Source organism: Sphingomonas sandaracina (assembly GCF_036663695.1).
In the GTDB taxonomy this organism is placed as follows: domain Bacteria; phylum Pseudomonadota; class Alphaproteobacteria; order Sphingomonadales; family Sphingomonadaceae; genus Sphingomonas.
Window position 1 is genome coordinate 836206 of sequence record NZ_JAXOJK010000001.1, and the last position, 12694, is coordinate 848899.

A 12694-nucleotide genomic window follows, 5' to 3' on the forward strand; every position below is an offset into this window, starting at 1 on the left:
CCAGCAGGGCCGCGCCTCCAGTTTAGGGGCGGGGCAAGGGAGACTCACTCCCCCTCACCCCAACCCTCTCCCCTGAGGGGAGAGGGAGTTACTTACGCTGCCTTCTTCTCGTCGGCAGCGTCGTCTTCGATCGGGAACGGGAAACCGAACAGACGCAGAAGCTCGCGAGCCTCGTCGTCGGTCTTTGCGGTCGTCGTCACGATCACATCCATGCCACGGACCTTGTCGACCCGGTCATAGCTGATTTCTGGGAACACGATCTGCTCCTTGATACCACAGGCATAGTTGCCGCGGCCATCGAAGCTCTTCGGGTTGAGGCCGCGGAAATCGCGGACGCGGGGAAGAGCGATCGTGATGAAACGGTCGAGAAACTCATACATGCGCTCGCGGCGAAGGGTGACCTTCACGCCGATCGGCATGCCCTCACGCAGCTTGAACTGCGCGATCGACTTCTTGGCCTTCGTCACGACAGGCCTCTGGCCGGCGATCAGCTCCATTTCGGAAGCAGCCTGGTCGACCTTCTTCTTGTCCTGCGTGGCCTCGCCGACGCCCATGTTCAGCACGATCTTGTCGATCCGGGGGATCTCCATGACGTTCTTGTAGCCGAACTTCTCGGTCATCGCCTTGATGATCGTCTCGTCGTACATCTTCCGCATGCGCGGCGTGTAGGCGACCTCGGTGCCAGCCTTGTCGGCGCCCGTGTTCTGATCAACCATTGATCTTCTCCCCGGTCTTGACGGCGACGCGGACCTTCTTGCCGTCCTGCTCCTCGAAGCGGACGCGGGTCGGCTTGCCGTCGGCGGTCACGTGCGCGACCTTCGAAACGTGCATCGGTGCTTCCTTGCGGATCAGGCCACCCTGCGGGTCACCCTGAGTCGGCTTGGTGTGGCGCACGGCGATGTTGACGCCCGATACGACGACCTTGTCGGTCTTCGGCATGGAGACGGTGACTTCACCGGTCTTGCCCTTGTCCTTGCCGGACAGGACGATGACCTTGTCACCCTTCTTGATACGCTGCGACGCCATTACAACACCTCCGGCGCGAGGCTGATGATCTTCATGTGCTTCTTGCCGCGCAGCTCGCGAACGACTGGGCCGAAGATACGGGTGCCGATCGGCTCCTCGTTCTTGTTGACCAGCACCGCGGCATTGCCGTCGAAGCGGATGACCGTACCGTCTGCACGGCGGATATCCTTGGCGGTACGCACGATCACCGCGCGGTGAACGTCGCCCTTCTTCACACGGCCACGTGGCTGCGCCTCCTTGATGCTGACGACGATGATGTCGCCAACGCCTGCAACACGACGCTTGGAACCCCCAAGCACCTTGATGCACTGCACCCGCTTCGCGCCGCTGTTGTCAGCGACGTCGAGATTGGACTGCATCTGGATCATGGATCCGTATCCCTTCTCTGTCTCTGGGGTCGATACCGACCGAACCCCGCCTAAAAAATCACCCCGCCACGGACGAACCGCAGCGGGGAGGAGCGGCCGCTTAGCCGTTCCCGTTTACGAAAACAAGAGCGCAGGAGGTTTCCCCCCTGCCCTCTTAACTCAAACCCGTCACCCCAGCGAAAGCTGGGGTATCCCTGTTCGAGCCGATCGCCCCTCACCACGAGATCCCAGCTTTCGCTGGGATGACGGGGTTTGGAGCGTACCAGTTCAGCCCTCGGCCGAAGCCCGCTCCGGCGTCGCGTGGGTGTTGACCCGCTCGATCACCTTCCAGGTCTTCAGCTTCGAGATCGGTGCGGTCTCTTCGATCCGCACGGTCTCGCCCTGCTTGAACTCGTTGCTCTCGTCATGAGCATGATACTTCTTCGAGCGACGGATGATCTTCCCGTAGAGCGGGTGCTTCACCTTACGCTCGACGTTCACGACCACCGTCTTGTCGCCCTTGTCGGACACGACCAGACCGGTCAGCACGCGCTTCGGCATGATACGTTCCTTACTTCGCGGCTTCAGCGCTGGTGCGCTGAGCCTGCAGGGTCTTGATGCGAGCGATGTCGCGGCGGACCTCACGAACGCGGCTCGGCTTTTCGAGCTGGTTCGTGGCGGCCTGGAAGCGCAGGTTGAACTGCTCGCGCTTCAGTTCGCCGAGCGACTCCGACAGCTGGTCGTCGCTCTTGGTCTTCATGTCGTCGATACGAGCCATGATCTTACTCGCCTCCCAGATGCGAGGTGTCGCCCAGGCGGGCAACGACCTTTACCTTGATCGGCAGCTTCATGGCCGCCCGCTCGAACGCCTCGGCGGCGATCTTGCCGTCCACACCGTCGAGCTCGAACAGGATCCGACCCGGCTTGACGCGAGCGGCCCAGTATTCCGGCGCGCCCTTGCCCTTACCCATGCGGACTTCGGCTGGCTTTCCCGAGACCGGAAGGTCTGGGAAGATGCGGATCCACAAACGCCCCTGGCGCTTCATGTGCCGCGTGATCGCGCGGCGGGCCGCCTCAATCTGGCGTGCGGTTATCCGGTCGGGTTCCATCGCCTTCAGGCCGTAGGAGCCGAAATTGAGCGAGAAGCCACTCTTGGCGTCGCCCGAAATCTTGCCCTTGAAGGCCTTCCGGAACTTGGTCTTTTTTGGTTGCAGCATGTCTGTTCCTGCCCCTTAGCGACGATCGTCGCGCTGCGGCCGCACGCCGGAGGTCTGAGCCTCCATCATGATGCGGTCGTACGACGTCGGATCGTTGCCGAGAATCTCGCCCTTGAAGACCCAGACCTTCACGCCGCAAACGCCGTAGGACGTATGCGCCGTAGCCTCGGCATAATCGATGTTCGCGCGCAGCGTGTGCAACGGAACCCGACCCTCACGATAGCTCTCCGACCGTGCGATCTCGGCGCCGCCGAGACGGCCACCGCAGTTCACCCGGATGCCCTCGGCACCGAGACGCATCGCCGACTGGACCGCACGCTTCATGGCGCGACGGAAGGCGATACGACGCTCGAGCTGATCGGCGATGCCCTGCGCGACGAGACGCGCATCGACTTCCGGCTTGCGGATCTCGACGATGTTCAGCGACACGGTCGACGACGTCATCTTGCCGATGGTCGAACGCAGCTTCTCGATGTCCGCACCCTTCTTGCCGATGATCACGCCGGGGCGTGCAGCGAAGATGGAGATACGGGCCAGCTTGGCCGGACGCTCGATGACCACCTTGGAGATCGCGGCCTGCGGCAGCGTCTTCATGATGAATGCGCGGATCTTGAGATCCTCGAGCAGGAGCCGACCATAGTCGGCGCCTTCGGCGTACCAGCGGCTATCCCAGGTACGGTTGATCTGCAGACGCAGACCGATGGGGTTGCTCTTCTGACCCATTATGCTTCTTCCTGCTCGCGCACGACGATGCGCAGACGGCTGAATGGCTTGAGAATGCGGGTCGACTTGCCGCGGCCGCGGGTAGCGAAGCGCTTCATCGTGATCGACTTGCCGACCGAAGCCTCGGCGACGACGAGTGCGTCGACGTCGAGGTTATGGTTGTTCTCGGCGTTGGCGATGGCCGAGGCCAGCACCTTGCGCGCTTCGATCGCCATACCCTTGGTCGAGAAGGCGAGGATGTTCATCGCATCGCCGACCTTCTTGCCGCGGATCAGCGCAGCCACGAGGCCGAGCTTCTGCGCGGAACCACGGATCTGCGTACCGACCGAAAGCGCCTCGTTGTCCGCGACCTTGCGCGGGCTGACTTGCTTAGACATCAGCGCTTGCCCTTCTTGTCGGCGGAGTGGCCGGGGAAGTAGCGCGTGGGCGCGAACTCACCGAGCTTCATGCCGACCATGTCTTCGTTGACCGAGACGGGCACGAACTTGCGGCCGTTATAGACGTTGAACGTGAGACCCACGAACGACGGCAGGATCGTCGAGCGACGCGACCAGGTCTTGATCGGCGAACGCGCGTTGGTGTCCTGGGCAGTTTCTGCCTTCTTGAGCAGATGAAGGTCCACGAAGGGGCCCTTCCAGACTGAACGAGCCATGTTAGCCCTTCCTCTTCGTCGAATGACGCGACCGGATGATCATCTTGTCGGTCGACTTGTTATGACGCGTGCGCGCACCCTTCGTCGGCTTGCCCCAAGGCGTAACCGGATGACGGCCACCCGAGGTACGGCCTTCACCACCGCCGTGCGGATGGTCGACCGGGTTCTTGGCGACGCCGCGCGTCAGAGGACGGATACCCATCCAGCGCGAACGGCCTGCCTTGCCCAGGTTCTGGTTCTGGTTGTCGGGGTTCGAGACCGCGCCAACCGTCGCCATGCAATCGCTGCGGATGTAGCGCTGCTCGCCCGAGTTCAGGCGGACCATCACCATGCCCTTGTCGCGACCGACGACCTGCACGTACGTGCCGGCCGAACGGGCGATCTGGCCACCCTTCATCGGCTTCATCTCCACGTTGTGGACGATGGTGCCGACCGGCATCTGACCGAGTTCCATGGCATTGCCTGGCTTCACGTCGGTCTTCTTGGCCGCGAGGACCTTGTCGCCGACGGCCAGACGCTGTGGCGCCAGGATGTAGGCGAGTTCCTCGTCTGGGTACTTGACCAGGGCGATGAACGCGGTGCGGTTGGGATCATACTCGATCCGCTCGACGGTGCCCTCGACGTCCCACTTGCGACGCTTGAAGTCGATGTAGCGGTACTTCTGCTTGTGACCGCCGGCGATACCGCGCGAGGTCACATGGCCCTTGTTGTTACGACCGCCGGTCTTGTGCTTACCTTCGGTCAGCGCCTTGACGGGGCGGCCCTTCCAGAGCGACGACTTGTCGACCAGGATGAGACCGCGGCGTGCCGGCGATGTCGGATTATAATGCTTGAGTGCCATGGCCTCAGATCCCCGTCGTCACGTCGATGGACTGACCGTCCTTCAACGTCACGATTGCCTTTTTCATGTCCGAGCGCGAGTAGTTCGTGCCCTTCCACTTCTTGGTCTTGCCCTTCTGGACGAGCGTGTTCACGCCGACGACGTTCACGTCGAACAGCGCCTCTACGGCCGCCTTGATCTCGGGCTTCGTGGCATCGTTCGATACCTTGAACACAACCGCGTTGAACTCCGACAGGGTCGTCGTCTTCTCGGTGATGTGCGGGGCCAGGATAACGTCGTAATGACGATTATCGATGCCCGCCTTCTGCTTCTTAGCCATGGAAGCGCGCCTCCAGCTTTTCGACAGCGGCGCGCGTCAGCACCAGCGTGTCATGCTTCAGGATGTCGTAAACGTTCGCGCCGGCAGCCGGCATCACGTTCACTTCGTACAGGTTGCCCGCAGCGAATGCGAAGCTGGTGTCGACCATGTCGCCGTCGATGACGAGCGCACGCTTGCCGAAGCCGAGCTTTGCGAGATCGCCCTGCAGCGTCTTGGTCTTGCCACCCTCGACAGCCAGGCTGTCCATGATGACCAGCGAACCCGCCTTGGCGTGGCTGCTGAGAGCCATCCGCAGGCCGAGCGAGCGAACCTTCTTGTTCAGCGACGGGTTGAAGTCACGGACGCGTGCGCCGTGAGCCTTACCACCACCGATGAACACTGGTGCGCGACGATCGCCGTGACGAGCCGTACCGCCGCCCTTCTGGCGACCGAACTTCTTGCCGGTGCGTGCGACGTCTGCGCGCTCACGGGTGCCACGAGCCGTCTCGCGACGCTTCTCGAGCTGCCAGGTGACGACACGGTGCAGGATGTCGGCGCGCGGATCGAGGCCGAAGACCTCGTCGTTGAGCTCGATGTCCGCTGCGTCAGTGCCGGCGAAAGATGAAACCTTGATCTTCACGCTCAGCCCTCCTGGCCGTCGGCTGCAGGTGCGTCGGTCGTTTCGGCCGGCGTGTCTGCTGCGGTGTTGCTGTTTGCGGTCTTGAGACCGGCGGGGAACGGTGCGTCGGCGTGGCGCGCGACCTTCACCGAGTCCTTGACGAAGAGCCAGCCGCCCTTGGAGCCAGGAACCGAACCCTTAACGAACAGGAGACCACGCTCGACGTCCGTCGACACGATCTCAAGGTTCTGCTGGGTGCGGTACTTGTCGCCCATGTGGCCGGCCATCTTCTTGTTCTTGAAGACCTTGCCCGGATCCTGGCGCTGACCGGTCGAACCAAGCGAACGGTGCGAGACCGACACGCCGTGAGTTGCCCGCAGACCGCCGAAGCCCCAACGCTTCATGCCGCCCTGGAAGCCCTTACCCTGGGTCTTGCCCTGGATATCGACGATCTGGCCTGCGACGTAATGGTCGGCCGAGATCTCGGCGCCGACGTCGAGCAGGCCGTCTGCGTTCACGCGGAACTCATGGACGACAGCCTTGGGCTCCACTTCGGCCTTGCCGAAATGGCCGCGCTGCGGCTTTGCGACATTCTTCGACTTGGCGACACCTGCACCAAGCTGGACGGCAGTGTAGCCGTCACGATCCATTTCGCGAACGGAAACGACCTGATTGCCTTCGAGTGCCAGAACGGTGACCGGCACGTGCCGACCATCTTCCTGGAACAGGCGGGTCATCCCCATCTTCTTCGCGATCACGCCAGTACGCATGATCTTGTCCCTTCCTAGACAGAGGCCCCGTCGGACTATTCCTCGGGGGCTTGCGGACCATGTCCGGAGCAAGCTCCATGATGCGTCCACCTGACCTCATCCCCGGCAAAAGCCCTGAATGGAGTCGGTTCAACCCGGTAAATACGAAACGTGCCCCCGTCCCGGGCTGGTGCTTCCGCGAGTACGGAAGCGTGACGGGGGACGCTGCCCCGTCGGTTTTCACCGACGGCGGTATCCCAATGTCGAACGGCGCGGGACCGTTACCGGTCGACCGCGCCGCGCCAGCCCTTAGGCGAGCTTGATCTCGACGTCAACGCCAGCGGCGAGGTCCAGCTTCATCAGCGCATCGACCGTCTGCGGCGTCGGCTGGACGATATCCAGCATACGCTTGTACGTGCGCACCTCGAACTGCTCGCGCGACTTCTTGTCGATGTGCGGGCCGCGGTTCACGGTGAACTTTTCGATGCGCGTCGGAAGGGGAATCGGACCGCGGATGAGCGCGCCGGTGCGGCGTGCGGTGTCGGCGATGTCGCCAGTGGCCTGATCGAGCACACGGTGATCGAACGCCTTCAGACGAATGCGGATATTGCTGTCCATAGTCCCTACCGATGCGAAAGAGCGGGCCCGTTTCCGGGCTCTTGCTGGTTGATGTTTAAACCGAAGGCGGGCCATTACGGGAGTGCGGGGGGAAACGCAACCGGAGGTTGAGGATTTTCCGATGCTTTACTCGACGCGATCCACATCAATCGAACCGTTGATCTGTGTCTTTCGGGGAGGATCGCGTCAATATCCTCCACTTATGACGGGTCGCCAGCGGACTAGCGTCATAATCAGTCGATATGCCCGGCGTTAAGAGATCGCCAAGCTGGTGGTCGTAGTCTGTCAGACATCAGCAGTGTGTATTTCTTCGCCGGGATTTTTGGCCTGCCGCTGCTCGCGCCGCTGATCCTGGTCGGCTGCCTGACCCCGCGCTACGTGCCTAGCGACTCTCTGGCAAGCGCCGTCGCCTCGACACCCTCGCCGGAACTCGCGCGCGAGCGCATTGCAGCGAGCTTCGTCAAGCATTGTAGTGGCAACTGGAACTTCGACCGGCTGCATCGACGCGGCGAAGCAACGTTGTATTCCTGGGAGAGCGATGCAGGACTGCTTGCCCGAACACGGATCAGCTGCATGCCAGACCAGCGCTGCTCGATTACTGCGCAGGCGCTCATACGTTGGCCGTTCCCACCTAAGCTTGGCAGTAAGCGTGTACCCACCCGCATCTGGGGCTGCGGAGCCAGCACCCCCGACTGGACTCGGCTCGATAGCGCTGAGTAGCGGGGGTTGCATTCTGCCCCATACGCCATTCGCATGCCTGGGTGTCAGCGAACGGCAATACCCGACCTAGTCGAAACATCTCGTGCGCGCTTCAAAACACGAAAAAGCCCGGCCTCTCTCGCGAGAAGCCGGGCTCTTCGATCAGCTCCCGAAGGAGATGATGCTTACTTGTCGATCTGGCTGACGACGCCTGCACCGACGGTACGGCCACCTTCGCGGATCGTGAAGCGCTGGCCCACGTCCATGGCGATCGGTGCGATCAGCTTGATGCCGAGCGACACGTTGTCGCCTGGCATGACCATCTCGGTGCCCTCCGGCAGCTCGACGGTGCCGGTCACGTCCGTCGTACGGAAGTAGAACTGCGGGCGGTAGTTGGCGAAGAACGGCGTGTGACGGCCACCCTCTTCCTTCGACAGCACGTACACTTCCGAGTTGAAGTCGGTGTGCGGCTTGATCGTGCCTGGCTTGCAGAGCACCTGGCCACGCTCGACTTCGTCGCGTGCAACGCCGCGGATCAGCGCGCCGACGTTATCGCCAGCCTGGCCCTGGTCGAGCAGCTTGCGGAACATCTCGACGCCCGTGACCGTGGTCTTGCGAACGGTCGGGTGGATACCGACGATCTCGACTTCCTCGCCAACCTTGACGATGCCGGTCTCGACGCGGCCGGTGACAACCGTACCACGACCCGAGATCGAGAACACGTCCTCGATCGGCATCATGAACGGCTTGTCGAGCGGACGCTCGGGCTGCGGGATGTACTCATCAACAGCCTGCATCAGCTCGGTGACGGCATCCGCACCCAGCTTCTGGTTCGAACCCGACAGTGCGCAGGTCGCCGAACCCTTGATGACGGGGATGTCGTCGCCCGGGAAGTCGTACGAGCTGAGAAGCTCGCGGATTTCCATCTCGACCAGTTCAAGGATTTCCTCGTCGTCGACGAGATCGACCTTGTTCATGAACACGACCATCGCAGGCACGCCGACCTGGCGTGCGAGCAGGATGTGCTCACGGGTCTGTGGCATCGGGCCATCGGTCGCCGAAACGACGAGGATCGCGCCGTCCATCTGGGCTGCACCGGTGATCATGTTCTTCACATAATCGGCGTGGCCGGGGCAATCGACGTGCGCATAGTGACGGTTGGCCGTCTCGTACTCGACGTGTGCGGTCGAGATCGTGATGCCGCGCTCGCGCTCCTCGGGAGCCTTGTCGATGTTGGCGAAGTCGACAGCGGTACCGCCGGTCGTCTCTGCCAGAACCTTCGTGATCGCAGCGGTGAGCGACGTCTTGCCATGATCGACGTGACCGATGGTGCCGATGTTGAGATGCGGCTTGTTCCGCTCAAATTTTGCCTTGGCCATTGTTTCCTACCTTCTGATTCGTATTCCGGTGCCACACCGGGAACCGCGCGAACGCGGCCCCATAGCGGCTGTTAAAGTCTGACGCTAGCCCTACCCTTTGAAAGGGTTAGGCCAACTTCGCCTTCACCTCGTCGGCGACGTTCTGCGGAACTTCGTCGTAATGCGAGAACTGCATCGAGTATTGTGCGCGACCCTGTGTGAACGAGCGCAGCGAGTTCACATAGCCGAACATGTTGGCCAGTGGCACCATCGCCTCGACCGTCTGCGCGTTGCCACGGCTATCGGTGCCCTGGATCTGGCCACGACGGCTGTTCATGTCGCCGATGACGTCGCCCAGATAATCCTCCGGGGTGACGACCTCGACCTTCATGACCGGCTCGAGCAGCGTGATGCCCGACTTCTGTGCCACTTCGCGCATCGCGCCACGCGCACAGATTTCGAACGCCAGTGCCGACGAGTCGACGTCGTGATATGCGCCGTCATACAGCACGATCTCGAAATCGATGATCGGGAAGCCGACCAGCGAACCGGTCGCCGCGGTCTCACGGAAACCCTTCTCGATCGCCGGCAGATATTCCTTCGGGATGTTGCCGCCCTTGATCTCGTCCTTGAACGTGATGCCCGAACCGCGCTCGCCCGGCGTGACCTTCACCTTCACGCGACCGAACTGGCCGGTGCCGCCCGACTGCTTCTTGTGCGTGTAGTCGACGTCGACCGGCTTCTTCAGATACTCGCGGTATGCGACCTGAGGAGCGCCGACGTTCGCCTCGACCTTGAACTCACGCTTCATGCGATCGACCAGGATCTCGAGATGGAGCTCGCCCATGCCCTTGATGATGGTCTGGCCCGACTCAGGGTCGGAAGAAACGCGGAACGAAGGATCTTCACGTGCGAGACGATTGAGCGCGACGCCCATCTTCTCCTGATCGGCCTTGGTCTTCGGCTCCACCGACAGCTCGATCACGGGCTCGGGGAATTCCATCCGCTCGAGAATGATCGGTGCGTTCATCGCGCAGAGCGTGTCACCGGTCGTAGTATCCTTGAGGCCTGCCAGCGCGACGATGTCGCCAGCGAATGCCTCCTGGATGTCCTCACGGCTGTTCGCATGCATAAGCAGCATGCGGCCGACCTTTTCCTTCTTGTCCTTGACCGAGTTGGTGACCTGCGACGCGGTCTCCAGCTTGCCCGAATAGATGCGGGCGAAGGTCAGCGTGCCGACGAACGGATCGTTCATGATCTTGAACGCCAGCGCCGAGAACGGCACGTCGTCCGACGAAGGACGCTCGTCTGGCGTCACGCCGTCGAGCTTCAGACCCTGGATAGCGGGAACGTCGAGCGGCGAAGGCAAATAGTCGACGACGGCGTCAAGCAAAGGCTGCACGCCCTTGTTCTTGAACGCCGAGCCGCAAACGACGGGGACGAACGCCATGCTCAGCGTACCCTTGCGGATCAGCTTCTTGAGGTCGGCGACGCTCGGCTCGTTACCTTCGAGATATGCCTCCATGAGGGCATCGTCCTGCTCGACGGCCATCTCGATCAGCTCGCTGCGATACTTCGCGGCCTTCTCGGCGAGGTCCGCGGGGATCTCGGCATATTCGAACTTCGCGCCGAGGCTCTCTTCGAGCCAGATGATCGCGCGGTTCTCGACGAGGTCGACGAGGCCCTTGAAGCCGCCTTCCATGCCGATCGGAAGATACAGCACGGCCGGACGCGCACCGAGGCGCTCGATGATCGAGTCGACGCAGAAGTAGAAATCGGCACCGGTGCGGTCGAGCTTGTTGATGAAGCACATGCGCGGCACGCCGTACTTGTCGGCTTGACGCCACACGGTCTCGGACTGCGGCTCCACGCCGGCAACGCCGTCGAAGCATGCGACCGCGCCGTCGAGCACGCGGAGCGAACGCTCGACTTCGATCGTGAAGTCGACGTGGCCGGGGGTGTCGATGATGTTGATAAGGTGCTCTTCGCCCTTACCTTCTTCGGCGCGCCACTTGCAGGTGGTCGCAGCCGACGTGATCGTGATCCCGCGCTCCTGCTCCTGCTCCATCCAATCCATCGTCGCGGTGCCTTCGTGCACTTCGCCGATCTTGTAGGACTTGCCGGTGTAATAGAGGATGCGCTCGGTCGTCGTCGTCTTACCGGCGTCGATGTGCGCCATGATGCCGATGTTACGGTAACGGTCGAGCGGATGGCTGCGGGCCATGATCGTGCTTCCTTAAGGATATGGGGAGCCGAACGTGCCGGCTCCCCAATATATAGGTGTTTGCGTGACAGGCGGAAGACCGCCCGCCGACGCGGTACCAGACGCTAGGCTTAGAAGCCCGCTTTTACCAGCGGTAGTGCGAGAATGCACGGTTGGCTTCTGCCATCCGGTGCGTATCTTCACGCTTCTTCACCGCGTTGCCACGGTTGTTGGCGGCATCCATCAGCTCGCCCGACAGCCGTGCGGCCATCGTGTTCTCGCTGCGCGAACGTGCCGCACCGATCAGCCAGCGGATCGCCAGTGCCTGTGCGCGCTCGGGACGAACCTCGACCGGCACCTGGTACGTTGCACCACCGACGCGGCGCGAACGGACTTCGATGCCCGGCTTCACGTTGTTCAACGCATCATGGAAAACGCCGATCGGGTCGCGCTTGGCGCGCTGCTCGACGGTTTCGAATGCACCGTACACGATCAGCTCTGCGACGGACTTCTTGCCGTCCAGCATGACGCTGTTCATGAACTTCGACAGAACCTCATCCCCGAACTTGGGATCAGGCAGGATGACCCGCTTTTCGGGACGACGACGACGTGCCATTTCAATTTCCTTGTAGACTTCAGCCGATTCCGGAACACGTCCGGGGCTTACTAAGCTTCGTAACTTCCGAGGCGTGGATCCCGGATAAGACCGCCGAGAGCGATCTTTCCGGGATGATCATGCCCCCGGCATGATCACTTCGGACGCTTGGCGCCGTACTTGGAACGCGACTGACGCCGGTCCTTCACACCCTGTGTATCGAGCACGCCGCGCAGGACGTGATAGCGAACACCGGGAAGATCGCGGACACGACCGCCACGGATCAGGACAACCGAATGCTCCTGAAGGTTGTGGCCCTCGCCCGGGATGTAGCTGATGACTTCGCGCTGGTTGGTCAGGCGAACCTTGGCCACCTTGCGCAGAGCCGAGTTCGGCTTCTTCGGGGTCGTCGTGTAGACGCGCGTGCAAACGCCACGCTTCTGCGGATTTGCTTCCATCGCAGGGACCTTGGACTTGGCCTTCTGCGGATCGCGGCCCTTGCGGACCAGCTGGTTGATCGTCGGCATTGAAGCCTTCACCTTTCAAGTGGTTACTTTGCTGGAGCCATGAGGCGCCTGAGAATACAAAAAGGACCATAGGAACGCGGGAGCGCCCCTCAGGTCCTGGAATGCATCCAGCAATGTTCAAGCATGCCCGGCGGGAAACACTCCCGAAGAACAGGCCGCGCCTATAGGTTAGGAGGCCGGTCGGGTCAACGGGGCGGAATCGCTTTGGGTCCTAGGTAGGCA

19 protein-coding genes are annotated in these 12694 nt (G+C 62.0%); 1 reads left to right on the forward strand and 18 read right to left on the reverse strand.

The features are described from left to right. Window positions 1–92 precede the first annotated feature (92 nt). From rplE to rpsJ, 14 genes are all read right to left on the reverse strand, one after another. On the reverse strand, window positions 93–716 hold the full coding sequence (gene rplE / locus U1707_RS03685; protein ID WP_332798745.1) for a 50S ribosomal protein L5: 624 nt from the start codon (window positions 714–716) through the stop codon (window positions 93–95). Further along, window positions 709–1026, reverse strand: a complete 318-nt coding sequence (gene rplX, locus U1707_RS03690) for a 50S ribosomal protein L24 (RefSeq protein ID WP_056047623.1) — start codon at window positions 1024–1026, stop codon at window positions 709–711. The genes rplE and rplX overlap by 8 nt, the downstream gene beginning before the upstream one ends. Next, window positions 1026–1394 carry a 50S ribosomal protein L14 gene (rplN, locus tag U1707_RS03695; protein ID WP_031393755.1) on the reverse strand — a complete coding sequence of 123 codons (369 nt, stop codon included), beginning with the start codon at window positions 1392–1394 and terminating at the stop codon, window positions 1026–1028. The genes rplX and rplN overlap by 1 nt, the downstream gene beginning before the upstream one ends. Window positions 1395–1661: 267 nt before the next feature. Then, on the reverse strand, window positions 1662–1934 hold the full coding sequence (gene rpsQ, locus U1707_RS03700) for a 30S ribosomal protein S17 (protein ID WP_031393756.1): 273 nt from the start codon (window positions 1932–1934) through the stop codon (window positions 1662–1664). 10 nt (window positions 1935–1944) lie between these two features. Next, window positions 1945–2151 carry a 50S ribosomal protein L29 gene (gene rpmC, locus U1707_RS03705; RefSeq protein ID WP_055872644.1) on the reverse strand — a complete coding sequence of 69 codons (207 nt, stop codon included), beginning with the start codon at window positions 2149–2151 and terminating at the stop codon, window positions 1945–1947. Window positions 2152–2155: 4 nt separating this feature from the next. Then, a complete protein-coding gene (gene rplP / locus U1707_RS03710) occupies window positions 2156–2590 on the reverse strand; it encodes a 50S ribosomal protein L16 (protein WP_031393758.1) in 435 nt (144 codons plus the stop codon). 15 nt (window positions 2591–2605) lie between these two features. Then, window positions 2606–3313 (reverse strand): 30S ribosomal protein S3, encoded by a 708-nt coding sequence (rpsC, locus tag U1707_RS03715; RefSeq protein ID WP_055872646.1) that lies wholly within the window; start codon window positions 3311–3313, stop codon window positions 2606–2608. Beyond that, a complete protein-coding gene (gene rplV, locus U1707_RS03720) occupies window positions 3313–3690 on the reverse strand; it encodes a 50S ribosomal protein L22 (protein ID WP_056047621.1) in 378 nt (125 codons plus the stop codon). Before rplV ends, rpsC begins: the two co-directional genes overlap by 1 nt. Continuing rightward, window positions 3690–3965, reverse strand: coding sequence for a 30S ribosomal protein S19 (gene rpsS / locus U1707_RS03725; protein WP_031393761.1), 276 nt, complete (start codon window positions 3963–3965; stop codon window positions 3690–3692). Before rpsS ends, rplV begins: the two co-directional genes overlap by 1 nt. 1 nt (window position 3966) lies before the next feature. Beyond that, window positions 3967–4806, reverse strand: a complete 840-nt coding sequence (rplB, locus tag U1707_RS03730; RefSeq protein ID WP_055872649.1) for a 50S ribosomal protein L2 — start codon at window positions 4804–4806, stop codon at window positions 3967–3969. A 4-nt stretch (window positions 4807–4810) separates the two neighbouring features. Continuing rightward, window positions 4811–5125: a 50S ribosomal protein L23 gene (locus U1707_RS03735; protein ID WP_056047618.1), complete on the reverse strand. Its 315-nt coding sequence runs from the start codon at window positions 5123–5125 to the stop codon at window positions 4811–4813. After that, window positions 5118–5744 (reverse strand): 50S ribosomal protein L4, encoded by a 627-nt coding sequence (rplD, locus tag U1707_RS03740; protein WP_056047616.1) that lies wholly within the window; start codon window positions 5742–5744, stop codon window positions 5118–5120. Before rplD ends, U1707_RS03735 begins: the two co-directional genes overlap by 8 nt. Before the next feature lie 2 nt (window positions 5745–5746). Then, entirely contained in the window at window positions 5747–6493 is a 747-nt protein-coding gene (rplC, locus tag U1707_RS03745; protein ID WP_056060507.1) for a 50S ribosomal protein L3, read from the reverse strand. Window positions 6494–6781: 288 nt separating this feature from the next. Continuing rightward, window positions 6782–7090, reverse strand: a complete 309-nt coding sequence (gene rpsJ, locus U1707_RS03750) for a 30S ribosomal protein S10 (protein ID WP_007406109.1) — start codon at window positions 7088–7090, stop codon at window positions 6782–6784. A 300-nt stretch (window positions 7091–7390) separates the two neighbouring features. Between rpsJ and U1707_RS03755 the strand changes: the two genes are divergently transcribed. Further along, window positions 7391–7810, forward strand: a complete 420-nt coding sequence (locus U1707_RS03755; protein WP_332798746.1) for a hypothetical protein — start codon at window positions 7391–7393, stop codon at window positions 7808–7810. 164 nt (window positions 7811–7974) lie between these two features. Here U1707_RS03755 and tuf read toward each other — a convergent pair whose 3' ends face one another. The 4 genes from tuf to rpsL all read right to left on the reverse strand — a co-directional run bounded on the left by tuf (window position 7975) and on the right by rpsL (window position 12472). Further along, the gene (gene tuf / locus U1707_RS03760; RefSeq protein ID WP_132741515.1) at window positions 7975–9168 is read right to left on the reverse strand and encodes an elongation factor Tu; all 1194 of its coding nucleotides are present in this window, start codon (window positions 9166–9168) and stop codon (window positions 7975–7977) included. Between the two features lie 106 nt (window positions 9169–9274). Next, complete coding sequence (fusA, locus tag U1707_RS03765) at window positions 9275–11371, reverse strand: elongation factor G (protein WP_332798747.1); 2097 nt, start codon at window positions 11369–11371, stop codon at window positions 9275–9277. 124 nt (window positions 11372–11495) lie between these two features. Further along, the gene (gene rpsG, locus U1707_RS03770; protein WP_055872660.1) at window positions 11496–11966 is read right to left on the reverse strand and encodes a 30S ribosomal protein S7; all 471 of its coding nucleotides are present in this window, start codon (window positions 11964–11966) and stop codon (window positions 11496–11498) included. A 134-nt stretch (window positions 11967–12100) separates the two neighbouring features. Next, complete coding sequence (gene rpsL / locus U1707_RS03775; protein WP_010164594.1) at window positions 12101–12472, reverse strand: 30S ribosomal protein S12; 372 nt, start codon at window positions 12470–12472, stop codon at window positions 12101–12103. Between the last annotated feature and the right edge of the window lie 222 nt (window positions 12473–12694).

Excerpts from the sequence above, each read along its gene's own strand:
- rplE (WP_332798745.1), bottom strand. The coding sequence starts at position 716 with ATGGTTGATCAGAACACGGGCGCCGACAAGGCTGGCACCGAGGTCGCC.
- rplX (WP_056047623.1), bottom strand. The coding sequence starts at position 1,026 with ATGGCGTCGCAGCGTATCAAGAAGGGTGACAAGGTCATCGTCCTGTCC.
- rplN (WP_031393755.1), bottom strand. The coding sequence starts at position 1,394 with ATGATCCAGATGCAGTCCAATCTCGACGTCGCTGACAACAGCGGCGCG.
- rpsQ (WP_031393756.1), bottom strand. The coding sequence starts at position 1,934 with ATGCCGAAGCGCGTGCTGACCGGTCTGGTCGTGTCCGACAAGGGCGAC.
- rpmC (WP_055872644.1), bottom strand. The coding sequence starts at position 2,151 with ATGGCTCGTATCGACGACATGAAGACCAAGAGCGACGACCAGCTGTCG.
- rplP (WP_031393758.1), bottom strand. The coding sequence starts at position 2,590 with ATGCTGCAACCAAAAAAGACCAAGTTCCGGAAGGCCTTCAAGGGCAAG.
- rpsC (WP_055872646.1), bottom strand. The coding sequence starts at position 3,313 with ATGGGTCAGAAGAGCAACCCCATCGGTCTGCGTCTGCAGATCAACCGT.
- rplV (WP_056047621.1), bottom strand. The coding sequence starts at position 3,690 with ATGTCTAAGCAAGTCAGCCCGCGCAAGGTCGCGGACAACGAGGCGCTT.
- rpsS (WP_031393761.1), bottom strand. The coding sequence starts at position 3,965 with ATGGCTCGTTCAGTCTGGAAGGGCCCCTTCGTGGACCTTCATCTGCTC.
- rplB (WP_055872649.1), bottom strand. The coding sequence starts at position 4,806 with ATGGCACTCAAGCATTATAATCCGACATCGCCGGCACGCCGCGGTCTC.
- U1707_RS03735 (WP_056047618.1), bottom strand. The coding sequence starts at position 5,125 with ATGGCTAAGAAGCAGAAGGCGGGCATCGATAATCGTCATTACGACGTT.
- rplC (WP_056060507.1), bottom strand. The coding sequence starts at position 6,493 with ATGCGTACTGGCGTGATCGCGAAGAAGATGGGGATGACCCGCCTGTTC.
- rpsJ (WP_007406109.1), bottom strand. The coding sequence starts at position 7,090 with ATGGACAGCAATATCCGCATTCGTCTGAAGGCGTTCGATCACCGTGTG.
- tuf (WP_132741515.1), bottom strand. The coding sequence starts at position 9,168 with ATGGCCAAGGCAAAATTTGAGCGGAACAAGCCGCATCTCAACATCGGC.
- fusA (WP_332798747.1), bottom strand. The coding sequence starts at position 11,371 with ATGGCCCGCAGCCATCCGCTCGACCGTTACCGTAACATCGGCATCATG.
- rpsG (WP_055872660.1), bottom strand. The coding sequence starts at position 11,966 with ATGGCACGTCGTCGTCGTCCCGAAAAGCGGGTCATCCTGCCTGATCCC.
- rpsL (WP_010164594.1), bottom strand. The coding sequence starts at position 12,472 with ATGCCGACGATCAACCAGCTGGTCCGCAAGGGCCGCGATCCGCAGAAG.